We start from the raw sequence: 15,414 nt of genomic DNA on the forward strand, positions 1-15,414 counted from the left end.
TGGCTTCAGGCGCCGTCGCCTTCGGGCGCCGGCGGCAGCAGATGCTGACCGATCTGCTGCCAGGCCTTGGCCGCGTCATGCTGGCCGCCGAACATGTGGCAGCTGGCGGCCGTCATGGCCAGGCGGCCGTTCTCGGGCTCCAGGTCGAACGCCAGCTCGCATTGCGCTGCGGCGTTGCGCCACATCACCACGGCGTCCGGCGATTCTTCCTTTTGCAGCGCATGGGCTTCGGCCATCCAGGCCTGGGCCAGGCGAAACGCGGCTTCCGCCTGGTCGGGGTCGGCCTTATGGGCCAGATAGAAATGCTTGCCGGCCTGCTGCCACAGCGCCCGGGCCTGGGCGAAATCCTGGGTGGCGGCCCGCTGCGCCTGGGCCACCAGGGCATTGCCTTCGGCCAGCAGCGTTGCGTAGGAGGAGGGGGCGTCTTGCGTCATGGGGCGCCATTGTGCCGCCGCTCCGGTGCCTGTGTTCAGGCCGGGGAATCGCGCGGCGGGCTCGGGCTGTCGGGCAGTTCCAGGCCGATGCGCGTGAAGCCGCCTTCGGACTCGGCAAAGCAGCGCCCGCCGTGCATGCGCGCGATGGCGGCCACGATGGCCAGGCCCAGGCCATGGTTGCGGTCGGCCTGGCTGCGCGCGGCGTCGGCGCGGTAGAAGCGGTCGAACAGGCGCGGCAGGTGGACGGGATCGATGGCCGGGCCCCGGTTGAGCACCGCCAGCGCCACATCGCCGGCGCCCCCGTGGTGGGTACAGGGCCGCGCGCCGATCTGCACGGTGATGGTGGAGCCGCGCTGTGCATAGCGTGTGGCATTGCCCAGCAGGTTGGACAGCGCCCGGCGCAGCAGCCGCGCATCGACCTCGGCGGCCGCGTCGCCCTCGACGACGACCTGCAGGTCGGCCTCCTGCAGCGCGGCCTCGTGGAAGTCGATGACCTCGTGGGCCAGCGCGGCCAGGCTGGCCCAGGGCGCCAGGCGCGCGCCCTGGCCCCGGTCGGCCTGGGAGAGAAACAGCATGTCGGCCACGATGCCGGCCATGCGCCGCAGGTCCTCCAGGTTGGAAGCCAGCACCTCGCGCAGCTCGGCCTCGCTGCGCGGCTTGCGCAGGGCCAGCTCGCAGCTGCTGATCAGCGTGGTCAGCGGCGTGTTCAGCTCATGGGCCACGTCGGCGTTGAAGGCCTCCATCTGCCGGTAGGCCACGGACAGCCGCTCCAGCAGGGCGTTGAACTGTGCGATCAGCGGCCGCAGCTCCTGCGGCTGCCCGCTGTCGTCCAGGCGCCGCTGCAGGTCCTGGGCCGACAGCTGGCGCGTCTGCTCGGTCAGCTGTCGCAGCGGCGCCAGGCCCAGGCGCACCAGCCAGATGCCGGTCAGCGACACCAGCAGCGCGCCGCCCACGGCAGCCAGGGCCAGCGTCCAGGCCAGCAGGGACAGCTGCCGGTCGTCGTCGGCGCGGTCCAGGGTGAGCTGTGCCTGTGCATGCTGGCCACTGTCGGCCAGCACCACCTCGAAGCTGCGCTGCAGCGTGCGGCCGGGATTCTTGGGCGTGCGCAGGCGCTCGTAGAGCACGCGGCCCTGCAGGTCGGTGATGCGCAGCGACATCTCGTCCAGGCCCGTGAGAAAGTCGTCCAGCATGTGGGCCAGCCCGGCTTCGTTGTGGGCGCTGCGGCTTTCGGTCATCAGGTGCAGCACGGCCTGCTGCTTGAGGTCCAGCGTCTCGTGCTGGTGCTGCTCCAGCGTCATCGATGCCACCCCGTAGACGGCCGCGCACACCAGGCCCAGGCCCAGCATGGTCTGCAGGGCCAGCCAGCGCGACAGGCGCCGGCCCAGGTGGGGAATGTCGGCAGGGGCAACGCTCACGGTGCGCGCGACTCCAGCACATAGCCCATGCCGCGCACCGTGTGCAGCAGCGGCTGCTCGAAGGGTTGGTCCAGCTTCAGGCGCAGGCGGCGCACCGCCACCTCGACCACGTTGGTCTCGCTGTCGAAATTCATGTCCCAGACCTGGGAGGCCAGCTCGGTGCGCGACAGCACCTCGCCCTGGCGGCGCAGCAGCAGGCTCAGCAGGTTGAATTCCTTGGCCGTCAGGTCCAGGCGCTGGCCGGCGCGCGTGGCGCGGCGGCGTATCAGGTCCAGCTCCAGGTCGGCCATGCGCAGCGTGGTGGCCTCGGCCGCAGGCTGGGCCGTGCCGCCGCCGCGGCGCAGCAGCACATGCATGCGCGCCACCAGCTCGGAGAACGCGAAGGGCTTGACCAGGTAGTCGTCGGCGCCGCCTTGCAGGCCGCGCACGCGGTCCTCCACCTGGCCGCGCGCCGTCAGCATCAGCACCGGCGTCTGGCGCGATTGGCGCAGCGCCGCCAGCACGGCCAGGCCGTCGATGCCGGGCAGCATGCCGTCGAGCACGATGAGGTCGTAGGCCAGCTCGGTGGCCAGGTGCAGGCCGTCGATGCCGTTGTGCGCGACATCGACCACGAACCCCTCCTCGGTCAGGCCCTTGCGGAGGTAGTCGGCCAGCTTGGTTTCGTCTTCGATGACCAGGACTTTCATGCCGAGCATTGTCGGGGCAGGCAAGGGTTTTCGGAGATGACAAATTTGTCATGTGCCCGACAGCGCCGGGTCGCTGCGCCGCCCTAGACTCGCCGGCATGGGGCAGTCGCGATTGGGGTCAAACGCCATGCCCGACAATCCCGCACTTCTGCCATGCCCTCTTCCATGACCCGGCCCCGTCTTGCCGCCCTTGCCATCCTCGTGATCGCGCTGCTGTTCCAGTGGACCTGGATGGCGGCCGCTGCGCTGTGCCGCCACGACGGGCATGAGACCCGGCACTTCGGCCACCATGTCCATGGCGTGAGCCTGCACGGCATGGGCGCCGAGCGCCATGCGGGCACGGGCACGGATGCCGAGTCCGGCCCGCCTGCGCAAAAGGCCGACCAGGGCCTGCAGTCCTCGCTCAGCGTGGACTGCTCCATGTGCCACGCCTGGGTGGCCGCTGCCACACAGCACTGGCAGGCGGCGCCGGTGGCCCCGCCGCCCGCGCAATTCGCCGAGCCGCTGCGCCGGCATGCCTCGGCCGTGCTGCTGCGTCCCGACCGGCCCCGCTGGCAGGGCTGACGCTCCTGCAGCCGCCGGCCGGGCATTCGGCGTTCATCGCCCTGTTTCGCCCCGGACCGGCATTTTCCAGAAATCCCTTCGCGCGCAGCGGCCCTCGTCCGTGCGCGCCCTGTGGCGTGGGGCCTGATCGACCAAGCGATCACGCCTGATCCGCGCTGCGGGCAAGGAGCCCGTGTATGTCTTTTCCTTCGTCCTTTCCGTCGAGGACAGCCTTCGCACCGTGGGTGCTGGCGGCGCTGGCCGCCTGCGGCGTCGTGCAGGCCGCCGAGCCACCGGCCGATTCCGTGGCGCCACCCGCCTTTGCAGGCGCATCCCTTCCTGATGGCCCGCCGCTGGACCTGCAGCAGGCACTGGCCCTGGCGCTGGACGGCAATCCCGGCCTGCGCGCGGCCCGCCAGGCGCTGGCCGCCACGGAGGGGGCCGTGCTGCAAAGCCAGGCCCGGCCCAATCCCGAGCTGGCCTGGTCGCAGGAGGACACGCGCCGCAGCACCCGCACGCTGACCGTGCAGCTGAACCAGACCCTGGAAGTGGGCGGCAAGCGCGAGGCCCGCATGCGCGTGGCCGAGCGCGGCCGCGACCTGGCCCGCGCCGAACTGGCAGGGACCGAGGCCGCGCTGCGCGCCGATGTGGGCGCGGCCTTTTTCGGCGTGCTGGCCGCGCAGCAGCGCGTGGTCCTGGCCGGGCAGACGCTGGAGATCGCCAGCAGCGCGCGCGAGGCGGCGGCCCGGCGCGTGGCGGCCGGCAAGGTGGCGCCGCTGGAGGAGACCCGGGCCCGCGTGGCCGAGTCCGGCGCCCTGCTGGAGCAGGCCCGGGCCCGCTCTGCCCTGCGCGTGGCGCGCGGCCAGCTGCAGGCGCTGTGGGGCGAGAGCGTGCGCCCCTTCGGCCAGGCCGAGGGCGCCGTGGACGCGCTGCCCCAGCTGCCGGAACTGGCAGCCCTGCAGCAGCGCATCGAACAGGCTCCCGCCGTGCTGCGTGCGCGCCAGGCGCTGGAGCAAAGCCGCGCCACGGCCGAGCTGGAGCGTGCGCGCCGCCTGCCCGATCCCACCGTCAGCCTGGGCGTCAAGCGCGCCACCGAGGTCGGGCGCAACCAGCTCGTGGTCGGCGTCTCCGTGCCCCTGCCCGTGCTCGACAGCAACCGGGGCAACCAGCTGCAGGCCCTGCGCCTGGCCGACCAGGCCGAGGAGCAGTTGCTGGCCACGCGCGTTCAGCTGCAGGCCCAGCTGTTCGAGGCGCGCGAGCTGCTGCAGTCCAGCCGCGAGCAGGCGCGCCAGCTGGCCGAGGAGGTGCTGCCCACGGCGCGCACGGCCTACGAGCTGGCTTCGCGCGGCTTTGCGCTGGGCAAGTTCGCCTACCTGGACGTGCTGGACGCGCAGCGCACCTGGTCCGAAGCGCGCAGCCAGTACCTGGACCAGCTGCTGGCCACGCACCGCGCCGCCGCCGACATCGACCGCCTGCTCGGCACCGAATCCGGCCTCTGATTCCGATAGCAACCTGATTGCATCCAGACCATGAACAACAAGCCCTCCTCCTCCCCCCTGGCACCGCGCCGCACCCTCGTGGCCATTGCCGTCATCCTGGCCCTGGGTGCGCTGGCCGCCACGCTGATCCTGCGCAGCGGCCCGCCGGGTGCCGCCAAGGCCGACAGCCATGGCCACGGCCACAGCGAGGCCGCAGGCCATGCCGATGGCGAGCACCACGGCGCTGCAGCCGGAGATGGCCACAAGCACGACGAAGGCCATGCCGACGATGAGCACCATGAAGATTCCAAGGCGGAAAAAGCCGAGGCCAAGCCCGCCGCCAAACCCGCAGCCACCGCCGAAGCCGGCCATGGCGACGACGAAGGCCTGATCGCCATGGACGCCCAGCGCATGCAGGCGGCCGGCGTGCGCCTGGCCGAGGCCGGCCCGGCCACCGTGCGCTCCGTGCTGCAGCTGCCCGGGGAGATCCGCTTCAACGAAGACCGCACGGCCCACGTCGTGCCGCGCGTGGCCGGCATTGCCGAGAGCGTTCCCGCCAACCTGGGCCAGAACGTGAAGAAGGGCCAGCTGCTGGCCGTGCTCAGCAGCGCCGCCGTCTCCGAGCAGCGCAGCGAACTGCTGGCCGCCAGCAAGCGCCTGGAGCTGGCCCGCACCACCTATGCGCGTGAAAAGCAGCTGTGGGAGGAAAAGGTCTCGGCCGAGCAGGACTACCTGCAGGCGCGCCAGGCGCTGCGCGAGGCCGAGATCGCCGTCTCCAACGCCCAGCAGAAGCTGGCCGCCACGGGCGCCGGTGCCGGCGGTGGTGCGGGTGGGCTCAACCGCTTCGAGCTGCGCGCGCCGTTTGACGGCGTGATCGTGGAAAAGCACCTGTCCGTGGGCGAGGCCGTGCAGGACACCACCCAGGTCTTCACCATCTCCGACCTGCGCAGCGTCTGGGCCGAGATGCGCGTGGCCGCGCCCGACCTGCCCGCCGTGCGCGTGGGCGAGAAGGCCACGGTGCGCGCCACGGCCTTCGACTCCTCGGCCACGGGCGAGGTGGCCTATGTGGGCGCCCTGATCGGCCAGGACACGCGCACGGCCCCCGCGCGCATCACCCTGCCCAACCCCGACGGCGTGTGGCGCCCGGGCCTGTTCGTGAATGTGGAGCTGACGGCATCGTCCCGGCAGGCGCCGCTGGCCGTGGCCACGCAGGCACTGCAGAAGATGGAGCAGCAGACCGTGGTCTTCGTGCCCGTGCAGGGCGGTTTCCGCGCCCAGCCCGTGCGCGTGGGCCGCAGCGATGGCAAGGCCACCGAGGTGCTCGAAGGCCTCAAACCCGGCCAATCCTACGTGGCCGAGGGCAGCTTCATGCTCAAGGCCGAGCTGGGCAAGGCCACGGCCGAGCACTCCCATTGATGCGGGCATGAACGGAGAACTCCATGTTTGAACGCATCATCCGATTCGCCATAGAGCAGCGCTGGCTGGTCCTGCTGGCCGTGCTGGCCATGGCGGGCCTGGGCATCTACAACTACCAGCGCCTGCCCATCGACGCCGTGCCCGACATCACCAATGTCCAGGTGCAGATCAACACCCAGGCCAGCGGCTACTCGCCGCTGGAGACCGAGCAGCGCGTCACCTATCCCATAGAGACGGTGATGGCCGGCCTGCCCCACCTGGAGCAGACGCGCTCGCTGTCGCGCTACGGCCTGTCCCAGGTCACCGTGGTGTTCAAGGACGGCACGGACATCTACTTTGCGCGGCAGCTGGTGGGCGAGCGCATACAGCAGGCGCGCGACAGCCTGCCTGCCGGCATCACGCCCACGCTGGGCCCCATCTCCACGGGCCTGGGCGAGATCTACCTGTGGACCGTGGAGGCCGAGGACGGTGCGAAAAAGCCCGACGGCACGCCCTACACGCCCATGGACCTGCGCGAGATCCAGGACTGGGTCATCAAGCCGCAGCTGCGCAACGTGCCCGGCGTCACCGAGATCAACTCCATCGGCGGCTACGCCAAGGAGTACCTGGTGGCGCCCGCGCCCGAGAAGCTGGCCGCCTACGGCTTCACGCTGGCCGACATCGTCACCGCCCTGCAGCGCAACAACGCCAACGTGGGCGCCGGCTACATCGAGCGCCAGGGCGAGCAGTACCTGATCCGCGCGCCGGGCCAGGTCGGCGGCATCGCCGACATCCGCGAGGTCATCGTGGGCTCGGCCCAGGGCCAGCCCATCCGCATCCGCGACCTGGCCGAGGTGGGGCTGGGCCAGGAGCTGCGCACGGGCGCAGCCACCGACAACGGCCGCGAGGTGGTGCTGGGCACGGTGTTCATGCTGATCGGCGAGAACAGCCGCACCGTCTCGCGCGCCGTGGACCAGCGCATGGCCGAGATCAACCGGGGCCTGCCCCCTGGCGTCAAGGCCATCACCGTCTACGACCGCACCAACCTGGTGGACAAGGCCATCGCCACGGTCAAGAAGAACCTGGTGGAGGGCGCGGCCCTGGTGGTGGTCATCCTCTTCCTGTTCCTGGGCAATCTGCGCGCGGCGCTGATCACGGCGCTGATCATCCCGCTGTCCATGCTGTTCACCTTCACGGGCATGGTGCACTACAAGGTCAGCGCCAACCTCATGAGCCTGGGGGCGCTGGACTTCGGCATCATCATCGACGGCGCCGTGGTCATCGTGGAGAACTGCGTGCGCCGCCTGGCGCATGCACAGGAGGCGCGAGGACGGTCGCTGACGCGCAGCGAACGCTTCCATGAAGTCTTCGCCGCCGCGAAGGAAGCGCGCCGCCCGCTGCTGTTCGGCCAGCTCATCATCATGGTGGTCTACCTGCCCATCTTCGCGCTCACGGGTGTGGAGGGGAAGATGTTCCATCCCATGGCGCTCACGGTGGTCATTGCGCTGGCCGGCGCCATGCTGCTGTCCATCACCTTCATCCCGGCGGCGATTGCGCTGTTCATGGGCGACAAGGTGGCCGAGAAGGAGAACCGCCTCATGGCCTGGGCACGCCGCGGCTATGCGCCCGTGCTGGCGCGCGTCATGGCCGCGCCCGCCGTGGTGCTCACGGCCGCCGCCGTGGCCGTGGCGCTGAGCCTGCTGCTGGCCACGCGCCTGGGCAGCGAGTTCGCGCCCAACCTCAACGAGGGGGACTTCGCCATCCAGGCGCTGCGCATCCCCGGCACCAGCCTCACGCAGTCGCTGCAAATGCAGATGCAGATCGAGAAGGCGCTCAAGAAGGAGTTCCCCGAGATCGACCGCGTGTTCGCGCGCACCGGCACGGCCGAGATCGCCTCCGACCCCATGCCGCCCAACATCTCCGACGGCTACATCATGCTGAAAGCCCGCAGCGAGTGGCCCGACCCGGCGCGCCCGCGCGATGAGCTGCTGGCCGCCGTGCAGGCGTCGGTGGACCGCATCCCGGGCAACAACTACGAGTTCTCCCAGCCGATCCAGCTGCGCTTCAACGAGCTGATCTCGGGCGTGCGCAGCGACGTGGCCGTGAAGATCTTCGGCGACGACATGGCCGTGCTGGAGAAAAGCGCCCAGACCGTGGCCGGCATGCTGCAGCAGATCGCGGGCGCCTCCGAGGTCAAGGTCGAGCAGACCACGGGCCTGCCCATGCTCACCGTGCAGATCGACCGCGAAAAGGCCTCGCGCTACGGTCTGAACATGGGCGATGTGCAGGACGCCATCAGCACCGCCATGGGCGGCACCGAGGCCGGCACGGTATTCCAGGGCGACCGGCGCTTCGACATCCAGGTGCGCCTGCCGGACGCCGTGCGCAACGACCTGCAGGCCCTGAGCCGCCTGCCCATCGCCCTGCCGCGCGGGGCGGACGGGCGCATCGGCTTCGTGCCGCTGTCGGCCGTGGCCACGTTCGAGACCGCGCCCGGCCCCAACCAGGTCAGCCGCGAAGACGGCAAGCGCCGCATCGTGGTCAGCGCCAATGTGCGCGGGCGCGACATGGGCTCCTTCGTGGGCGAGGCGCAGCAGAAGCTGCAAGGCCTGTCGCTGCCGCCCGGCTACTGGACGCGCTGGGGCGGCACCTTCGAGAACCTGGAGTCGGCCACGCGCCGCCTGCAGATCGTGGTGCCCGTGGCCTTGCTGATGGTCTTCGTGCTGCTGTTCGCCATGTTCGGCAATGTGCGCGACGGGCTGGTGGTCTTCACGGGCATTCCGTTCGCGCTCACGGGCGGCATCCTGGCGCTGTGGCTGCGCGACATACCGCTGTCCATCTCGGCGGCGGTGGGCTTCATCGCGCTGTCGGGCGTGGCCGTGCTCAACGGCCTGGTCATGATCTCCTGGATCAGAACCTTGCGCGAACAGGGCGCCAGCGTGCCCGACGCCGTGACCGAGGGCGCGCTCACCCGGCTGCGCCCCGTGCTGATGACGGCCCTGGTGGCCTCGCTGGGCTTCGTGCCCATGGCCATTGCCACGGGCACGGGCGCCGAGGTGCAGCGGCCGCTGGCCACGGTGGTGATCGGCGGCATCCTGTCATCCACGCTGCTGACCCTGCTGGTGCTGCCGCTGCTGTACCGGCTGGTGCATCGCAATGATCCGTCGGAAGCCAGCGGCACAGACCCCGCGCCCGCCGCGCCGGCACCTGCCGTGTGACGCGGCGCCCGGGCAGCACCCGGGCGGCCACTTTGGAACCCGCTGCAGCCTGGCTGCAGCGGGTTTCTTCATGCCCGGGATATCCCGGGCCACACATCTTTGCCCATCGATGTGAACCTCGCGCATTTGGCATGGAGCGGCTGCGAGCCCCTGCCTAGAATTCGTCCCACAACAGCAAGGACAACGGGAAGGAGACAAGGCCATGAACAGCCCCGCCAGCGGACAGCACGGCCGTGCCCGCATCGCCGTGGAGAGCCGGTCCATCGACTGCATTCCCGACAGCGAGCGCCACGCGCGGCTCGCCGACCAGGGGCCGTTCTGGTTCCTGGGCAACTTCCACTTCTTCACGCTTTCCATCGGCTTCGTCGGCCCGTCGCTGGGGCTCTCGGCGCCCTGGAGCGCCCTGGCCGGGACGCTGGGCATCATGTTCGGCACGCTGTTCATGGCGTTGCACGGCGCGCAGGGGCCGCAGCTGGGGCTGCCGCAGATGATCCAGTCGCGCGCGCAGTTCGGCTTTCGTGGCGTCACCCTGGCCCTTTGCGCCACGCTGCTGGTGTTCACGGGGTTCAACGTCGTCAACGTCTCGCTCATCATGCAGGGCATGCAGGCCGTGTTCGGCCTGCCGCCAGCGCCCACGGCCTGCGTGGCCGTGGCGGCAGGCGCCTTGCTGGCGGTCTGCGGCCACGATGTGATGCACAGGGCCTTCCGCCATGCACTGGTGCTGGCGCTGCCCCTGTATGCGCTGGCCACGCTGGCGTTGCTGGCAGGCGTGGGCGAGCCCGCCTTGCACGGTCGGTCGGAGCCATTGCCAGGATCCGCATGGAGCGCCTTTGCCGCGCAGTTCACCATCGCGGCCAGCTACAACATCTCCTATGCGCCCTATGTGTCCGACTATTCGCGCTACCTGCCGCGCCACACTGCGCCCCGGCGCCTGATCGCAGCCATCTTCCTGGGTGCATCGCTGTCCGGGGCCTGGATGATCGGGCTGGGCGCCTGGATGGCGCAGCGGCTGCAGGCCGGGGACGCGCTGGCGGCGCTGGGACGGATCGGCACCGGCCTGTTCCCGGGCGCGGACCGGCTGCTGCCTGCCCTGGCCGTCGTGGCCTTCCTGCCCATCATCGCGTTGAACACGTACAGCGCGGCGCTGACCGTGCTCACGGCGGCGGATTCGCTGGGCGGCATGCGGCCCACGCGCGCAGCCCGTATTTTTGCCATCGCGGCGATCAGCGTCGGCATCCTCGCGTGCGTGCTGTCCATCCAGGGCAGCGGCGTGGCACTGCTGCACTCCTTCCTGGCGCTGCTGCTGTACTTCCTGGTGCCATGGACGGCGGTCAACCTCGTGGACTACTTCCTGGTGCGCAAGGGCCGCTACGCCATCGCCGATTTCTTCACGCCACAGGGCATCTACGGCGCCTGGGGCTGGCGCGGCATCTGCGCCTATCTGGGCGGCTTTGCGGCCATGGTGCCCTTCTTCCACATCCACGACGCCACGGACGGCCATGCGGTCTTCGTCGGCTGGGCTGCGCAGCGGCTGGGCGGCGTGGACTTCGCCTGGCTGCCGGGCATTCTCGTCGCCGGCAGCCTTTACTGGGCGCTGGCCCGCACCCTGGATCTGCAGGCCGAGGAGGCCGCCCGTTGCCAGCCGCGGCAGGACAGCCACCTTTTGCATCCCAAGGAGCGCACACCATGACGGAGCACCGCATCCGCATCATCCAGCCCCGTCTGCGTGATGGCGACATTGCCGGCAACCTGGCGATGACGCTGAAGACGATCAGGGCCAGCGCGGGTCAGGCCGACCTGCTGGTCTTTCCCGAAACCTGCATCAGCGGATTTCCCCGGCCCGACAACGTGGCGCAGCTGGCCGAGCCGCTGGACGGCCCCTCGGCCACCGCGCTGCGCGAGGCCGCGCGGCAAGCCGGCGTGGCCGTCGCCATCGGCCTGGCCGAAGCAGACCAGGGCCGCCGCTTCAATGCCGGCCTGCTGATCGATGCCGACGGGCAGGTGCTGCTGCACTACCGCAAGACCATGCTCTACGACTCGGACCAGGGCGTGTTCGAGGCAGGTGAGCGCTGGCCCACATGCGAATGGCGCGGCCTGCGGCTGGGAATGCTGATCTGCTTCGACATCGAGTTTGCGGCACCGGCCCGCGCGCTGGGTGCGCAGGGCGTGGACCTGATCGTGCTGATGGACGGGATGATGCACCCCCACGGCCACATCCATCGCCATGCCGTGCCCGTGCGTGCGATGGACAACCAGTGCTACATCGCCATGGCCAACCGCGTGGGCCCTGGCGACAGCTACGCTTTCAGCGGAGGCAGCCAGTTCGCCGATCCCTTCGGCCAGACGCTGGCGCGCATCGCGGGCGATGCAGAGGGCCTGCTGGACGTGCGCCTGGACCCTCTGGCGCCCGGCCGCGCGCGTGCGCAGTACCGGGGCTGACGAGCGCCGAGGCGCCGCAGTGTCTCGGTCATCGCGGTCATCTGTGTCGGTTGTATGACAGCAATGTCACCATCCTGTGGGGCTGGTGTGGGCACGTGATTTCTACATTGGAGTCCTCTCCCCGGCGTTCCGCCTTGCGGGGCGTGGGGAGAACGAATCACCAACGTTCTTTGAAAGGGACACACCATGTCGCAACGCCGTTTCACCCCCGCAACCCTGATCGCCGGCCTGGTCGCATCGGCAGCGCTGCTGCTGCCGGGCATGGCATCGGCGGCCGGGTACATCCACCCGGCCAACAACGAGGCGGGTGCCGTCGTCCATCCCGAACATTTCAAGAGCAGCAAGACGCGCGCCCAGGTGACGGCCGAGGCCGAGGCGGCCGTGCGCCAGGGCGGCACCTCGCGCTTCAATGCCGGCGTCTACCCGGCGCCTGCACCGCAGACCGGTGGCGGCAAGACGCGGCAGGAAGTGATCAATGAACTGATCAACGAAACGCCTGCCCAGCGCGATGCACGCCAGCGTGCCATGGGTGGTTGATGCACGTGCGGGGCGAGGCAGTGCTGCCCCGCAGCAGCCGTATCAGGGGATGACCGACGCGCCGCGCGGCTACGAGCCTGCGGCGCGTTCCGCTTCCTCGGCCTCATGGGCGCGTGCGATGGCCAGGATCACATCGCGCGCCAGGCGGCGCTTGGGTACGGGAAGGCGCAGGTAGATCTTGAACAGCTCGTTGTCCTCGTAGCCCAGACCGGCGGACCAGCTGCCCTTGGGCTCACGCACCTCACGCGCCGGCTGCGGCGCGCGCAGGAACTCCTCCAGCGGCACCTGCAGCCAGTCGGCCAGCGCAGCAAGTTTCTTGGTGTTGGGCATGGTCTTGCCCAGCAGCCACAGACGCACGCCGTGCTGCGACATGGGCTTGCCCCAGAAGCGTGTGTTGAATTCGCGCTCCAGCACCGAGGGCTTGGCTTCATAGCCACGGGCCTCCAGGGAATCACGTAATTTCTGCGCAAACCGCTGCTTCGCATCCTGCATGCGGGCACGCTATGGGATAAGTCTGATTGTGCAGTGAGTATTGTGAAAAATCACATATCCGATGTGATTGATAGTTAACATCAAAGACTCAACCAGAAATCACAAGCACAGGAGGGCCCATGCGCTGGCAAGGAGTGTGGCTGCTGCCTGCGGGCCTGGCCCTGCTGCTGGGCGGTTGCGGCGGTGACGATGGCGAGGTGCTGACCGTGCGGGCTGCGCCCTGGGGCGCCGCCTCGGGCGTGTCGATAGGGCAGGTGCTGCAGGACAGGTCGGCCTGCGCGCGCAGCAGCTGGCGCAGCGTGGGAGACGGCAGCGGCGGGCGCATCGTCGAGTACGCCTGCGAGCGCGCAGGCGTGCGTGACTACCTGCAGGCCAGTCTGCGCGAGGAGGTCGGGCCACTGCAGCGCGCCGCCGAAAGCGAACAGGCCCGGTTCGAGGCGCGGTTGCGTGGCGAATGGCGTGAGCTGCTCGTGCTGGAGCGGCAGCGGCAGGAGATGCTGCGGCGCCACGCGCAGGAGGCGCAAAGGGATGCCGACCACAGGCAACGGCACCTGGAGGATCTGCGTGTGCTGGGGGACATGAAGGAGTGCGGCAGCTTCCGTCCGCAAAGCCTCAGTGCCGAGGCCGCGCCGCAGCGCCTGGTGCTGGCAGCCCAGGCCTGTGCGCAGGCCGGGCGCGCGGCCGGGCATGTCTATGCGCGCGAGCGGGAGCGGACGCTGGTGCGGCTGCGCGCGGCCCTGCCGCGCTACGACGAGGCCCGGCTGGGCCGCGAGGCGGCCTTGCAGGCGATGGATCGCACCCTGGAGCAGCAGGAGGCGGCGCTGCGCCGGCTGGAGGAAGACCGCCCCGAGGCGGGCGAGCGCATACGCCGCTCATTGGCCGCGCGCATGGAGGCCATGCGCCTGCGGCTGGGCCAGGTGGGCCGCGTGCGCGAGCTCACGCGCTGGAGCGTGGCCGGCGCACGCGTGGCCTACCTGGACACGGCCCTGGCCATGGAGTGCGGCGTGCGCACGCTGACCGAAGCCATGCCGCTGGACACCCTGGTCGAAGACCTGGGCGAGGGCCAGGCCGTGCCCCGCCAGGGAGGCGCATTGGCCCGGGCGCTTGACGGACTGTGGGCGCGCTGCCTGCAGCAGCCCTGAGGGCGGGAAGGACTGCACGGCGCCGGTTGCACCGCGCCCGTTGCACCACGCCGGTTGCACCACGCCTCAGAATCTCGGCAGGTCCGGGTGTGAGATCTGGCCGCCGCGCACCAGCATCTTTCCGTATTCGGCACAGCGGTTGAGCGTGGGAATCACCTTGCCGGGGTTGAGCAGGGCCTGCGGGTCGAAGGCGGCCTTGAGCGCGAACATCTGGTCGTTCTCGGCCGTGGTGAACTGGGTGCACATGGAGTTGAGCTTTTCCACGCCCACGCCATGCTCGCCCGTGACCGTGCCGCCCATGGCCACGCTGGTCTCCAGAATGTCGGCGCCGAACAGCTCGCAGCGGTGCAGCTCGTCGGGGTCGTTGGCATCGAACAGGATCAGCGGGTGCAGGTTGCCGTCGCCCGCGTGGAAGACGTTGGCGCAGCGCAGGCCGTATTTCTTTTCCATCTCCTGGATGGCCAGCAGGATGTCGGCCAGGCGCTTGCGCGGGATGGTGGAGTCCATGCACATGTAGTCGGGGCTGATGCGCCCGCTGGCGGGAAAGGCGTTCTTGCGCCCGCTCCAGAAGCGCAGGCGCTCGGCCTCGCTTTCGCTCACCGTGATGGCCGTGGCCCCGGCGCCGCGCAGCACCTCGCTCATGTGGGCGATCTCTTCCTCGACTTCCTCGGGCGTGCCGTCGCTCTCGCACAGCAGGATGGCCTCGGCCGTGAGGTCGTAGCCGGCCTTGACGAAGTCCTCGACGGCGGCCGTCATGGGCTTGTCCATCATCTCCAGCCCGGCCGGGATGATGCCGGCCGCGATCACGGCGGCCACGGCGTCGCCAGCCTTGCGCACGTCGTCGAAGCTGGCCATGATGCAGCGCGCCAGCTGGGGCTTGGGGATCAGGCGCACGGTGACTTCGGTGGTCACGGCCAGCATGCCTTCGCTGCCGACCAGGATGGCCAGCAGGTCGAAGCCCGGCGTGTCCAGCGCCGTGGAGCCGAACTCCACCGGCTCGCCCTCCACCGTGAAGCCGCGCACCTTCAGCACGTTGTGTACGGTCAGCCCGTACTTGAGGCAGTGCACGCCGCCCGAGTTCTCGGCCACGTTGCCGCCGATGGTGCAGGCGATCTGGCTGCTGGGATCGGGCGCGTAGTACAGGCCGAAGGGCGCGGCAGCCTCGCTGATGGCCAGGTTGCGCACGCCGCACTGCACCACGGCCGTGCGGCTGGCGGCATCGACCTGGAGGATCTTGTTGAACTTGGCCAGCGACAGCGTCACGCCCATGGGATGGGGCAGGGCGCCGCCCGACAGCCCGGTGCCTGCGCCGCGTGCGATCACGGGCACCTGGATGGCGTGGCAGGCGCGCAGCACGGCCTGGACCTGGGCCTCGGTCTCGGGCAGGCAGACCACCAGGGGGCGCTGGCGGTAGGCCGTGAGTCCGTCGCATTCATAGGGGGTGGTGTCCTCGGCGTTCCACAGCAGGGCATGCGCGGGCACATGGCGGGCCAGCGCGGCCACGACCTCGGCCTGGCGCCGCGCGCGTTCGGAGGCCGTGGGCTGCTGGTGGGCCGCATCGGCGGCGGCCGACGCCATGGCGCCGGGAGCGGGGCTGGCTGGGGAGCTGGCGGGAGTCATGGGGCCTGACTTTAG

General features: G+C 70.2%; 13 protein-coding genes. 8 read left to right on the plus strand and 5 right to left on the minus strand.

Features of this window, described 5'->3' with window-relative positions; translation table 11 throughout:
• Nucleotides 1–5: 5 nt before the first annotated feature.
• Genes ACF8ME_RS16660 through ACF8ME_RS16670 form a run of 3 tightly spaced genes read right to left on the minus strand, consistent with a single transcriptional unit; the run spans nucleotide 6 to nucleotide 2,535 of the window.
• Nucleotides 6–434, minus strand: a complete 429-nt coding sequence (locus ACF8ME_RS16660; protein WP_016451972.1) for a hypothetical protein — start codon at nucleotides 432–434, stop codon at nucleotides 6–8.
• A gap of 35 nt (nucleotides 435–469) precedes the next feature.
• Nucleotides 470–1,849, minus strand: a complete 1,380-nt coding sequence (locus ACF8ME_RS16665; protein WP_392417439.1) for a heavy metal sensor histidine kinase — start codon at nucleotides 1,847–1,849, stop codon at nucleotides 470–472.
• Entirely contained in the window at nucleotides 1,846–2,535 is a 690-nt protein-coding gene (locus ACF8ME_RS16670; protein ID WP_252653264.1) for a heavy metal response regulator transcription factor, read from the minus strand. The genes ACF8ME_RS16665 and ACF8ME_RS16670 overlap by 4 nt, the downstream gene beginning before the upstream one ends.
• A gap of 153 nt (nucleotides 2,536–2,688) precedes the next feature.
• Between ACF8ME_RS16670 and ACF8ME_RS16675 the strand changes: the two genes are divergently transcribed.
• From ACF8ME_RS16675 to ACF8ME_RS16705, 7 genes are all read left to right on the plus strand, one after another.
• Nucleotides 2,689–3,099 (plus strand): hypothetical protein, encoded by a 411-nt coding sequence (locus tag ACF8ME_RS16675; RefSeq protein WP_223275155.1) that lies wholly within the window; start codon nucleotides 2,689–2,691, stop codon nucleotides 3,097–3,099.
• Nucleotides 3,100–3,275: 176 nt separating this feature from the next.
• Nucleotides 3,276–4,577, plus strand: a complete 1,302-nt coding sequence (locus tag ACF8ME_RS16680; protein ID WP_392417441.1) for a TolC family protein — start codon at nucleotides 3,276–3,278, stop codon at nucleotides 4,575–4,577.
• 30 nt (nucleotides 4,578–4,607) lie between these two features.
• Nucleotides 4,608–5,972 (plus strand): efflux RND transporter periplasmic adaptor subunit, encoded by a 1,365-nt coding sequence (locus tag ACF8ME_RS16685; RefSeq protein ID WP_392417443.1) that lies wholly within the window; start codon nucleotides 4,608–4,610, stop codon nucleotides 5,970–5,972.
• A 23-nt stretch (nucleotides 5,973–5,995) separates the two neighbouring features.
• Nucleotides 5,996–9,169 carry a CusA/CzcA family heavy metal efflux RND transporter gene (locus ACF8ME_RS16690; protein ID WP_392417446.1) on the plus strand — a complete coding sequence of 1,058 codons (3,174 nt, stop codon included), beginning with the start codon at nucleotides 5,996–5,998 and terminating at the stop codon, nucleotides 9,167–9,169.
• Nucleotides 9,170–9,371: 202 nt separating this feature from the next.
• The gene (locus ACF8ME_RS16695) at nucleotides 9,372–10,859 is read left to right on the plus strand and encodes a purine-cytosine permease family protein (protein WP_392417448.1); all 1,488 of its coding nucleotides are present in this window, start codon (nucleotides 9,372–9,374) and stop codon (nucleotides 10,857–10,859) included.
• On the plus strand, nucleotides 10,856–11,608 hold the full coding sequence (locus ACF8ME_RS16700) for a carbon-nitrogen hydrolase family protein (protein ID WP_016451966.1): 753 nt from the start codon (nucleotides 10,856–10,858) through the stop codon (nucleotides 11,606–11,608). Before ACF8ME_RS16695 ends, ACF8ME_RS16700 begins: the two co-directional genes overlap by 4 nt.
• A gap of 186 nt (nucleotides 11,609–11,794) precedes the next feature.
• The gene (locus ACF8ME_RS16705; RefSeq protein ID WP_016446650.1) at nucleotides 11,795–12,145 is read left to right on the plus strand and encodes a DUF4148 domain-containing protein; all 351 of its coding nucleotides are present in this window, start codon (nucleotides 11,795–11,797) and stop codon (nucleotides 12,143–12,145) included.
• A gap of 69 nt (nucleotides 12,146–12,214) precedes the next feature.
• Here the strand turns inward: ACF8ME_RS16705 and ACF8ME_RS16710 are convergent, their stop codons facing one another.
• Entirely contained in the window at nucleotides 12,215–12,637 is a 423-nt protein-coding gene (locus ACF8ME_RS16710; RefSeq protein WP_016446649.1) for a hypothetical protein, read from the minus strand.
• Between the two features lie 119 nt (nucleotides 12,638–12,756).
• Between ACF8ME_RS16710 and ACF8ME_RS16715 the strand changes: the two genes are divergently transcribed.
• Nucleotides 12,757–13,779 carry a hypothetical protein gene (locus ACF8ME_RS16715; protein ID WP_392417450.1) on the plus strand — a complete coding sequence of 341 codons (1,023 nt, stop codon included), beginning with the start codon at nucleotides 12,757–12,759 and terminating at the stop codon, nucleotides 13,777–13,779.
• Nucleotides 13,780–13,845: 66 nt separating this feature from the next.
• On the opposite strand, the gene ACF8ME_RS16720 is transcribed toward ACF8ME_RS16715, so the two are convergent.
• The gene (locus ACF8ME_RS16720) at nucleotides 13,846–15,357 is read right to left on the minus strand and encodes an FAD-linked oxidase C-terminal domain-containing protein (RefSeq protein WP_343739900.1); all 1,512 of its coding nucleotides are present in this window, start codon (nucleotides 15,355–15,357) and stop codon (nucleotides 13,846–13,848) included.
• Nucleotides 15,358–15,414: the final 57 nt, after the last annotated feature.

Source organism: Delftia sp. WSY_7 (assembly GCF_043104845.1).
GTDB classification, from domain to species: domain Bacteria; phylum Pseudomonadota; class Gammaproteobacteria; order Burkholderiales; family Burkholderiaceae_C; genus Comamonas; species Comamonas tsuruhatensis.

What these genes read in the sequence shown, in the direction of transcription:
- ACF8ME_RS16660 (WP_016451972.1), bottom strand. Translation starts at nt 434, where the DNA reads ATGACGCAAGACGCCCCCTCCTCCTACGCAACGCTGCTGGCCGAAGGC.
- ACF8ME_RS16670 (WP_252653264.1), bottom strand. Translation starts at nt 2,535, where the DNA reads ATGAAAGTCCTGGTCATCGAAGACGAAACCAAGCTGGCCGACTACCTC.
- ACF8ME_RS16675 (WP_223275155.1), top strand. Translation starts at nt 2,689, where the DNA reads ATGCCCTCTTCCATGACCCGGCCCCGTCTTGCCGCCCTTGCCATCCTC.
- ACF8ME_RS16680 (WP_392417441.1), top strand. Translation starts at nt 3,276, where the DNA reads ATGTCTTTTCCTTCGTCCTTTCCGTCGAGGACAGCCTTCGCACCGTGG.
- ACF8ME_RS16685 (WP_392417443.1), top strand. Translation starts at nt 4,608, where the DNA reads ATGAACAACAAGCCCTCCTCCTCCCCCCTGGCACCGCGCCGCACCCTC.
- ACF8ME_RS16690 (WP_392417446.1), top strand. Translation starts at nt 5,996, where the DNA reads ATGTTTGAACGCATCATCCGATTCGCCATAGAGCAGCGCTGGCTGGTC.
- ACF8ME_RS16695 (WP_392417448.1), top strand. Translation starts at nt 9,372, where the DNA reads ATGAACAGCCCCGCCAGCGGACAGCACGGCCGTGCCCGCATCGCCGTG.
- ACF8ME_RS16700 (WP_016451966.1), top strand. Translation starts at nt 10,856, where the DNA reads ATGACGGAGCACCGCATCCGCATCATCCAGCCCCGTCTGCGTGATGGC.
- ACF8ME_RS16705 (WP_016446650.1), top strand. Translation starts at nt 11,795, where the DNA reads ATGTCGCAACGCCGTTTCACCCCCGCAACCCTGATCGCCGGCCTGGTC.
- ACF8ME_RS16710 (WP_016446649.1), bottom strand. Translation starts at nt 12,637, where the DNA reads ATGCAGGATGCGAAGCAGCGGTTTGCGCAGAAATTACGTGATTCCCTG.
- ACF8ME_RS16715 (WP_392417450.1), top strand. Translation starts at nt 12,757, where the DNA reads ATGCGCTGGCAAGGAGTGTGGCTGCTGCCTGCGGGCCTGGCCCTGCTG.
- ACF8ME_RS16720 (WP_343739900.1), bottom strand. Translation starts at nt 15,357, where the DNA reads ATGGCGTCGGCCGCCGCCGATGCGGCCCACCAGCAGCCCACGGCCTCC.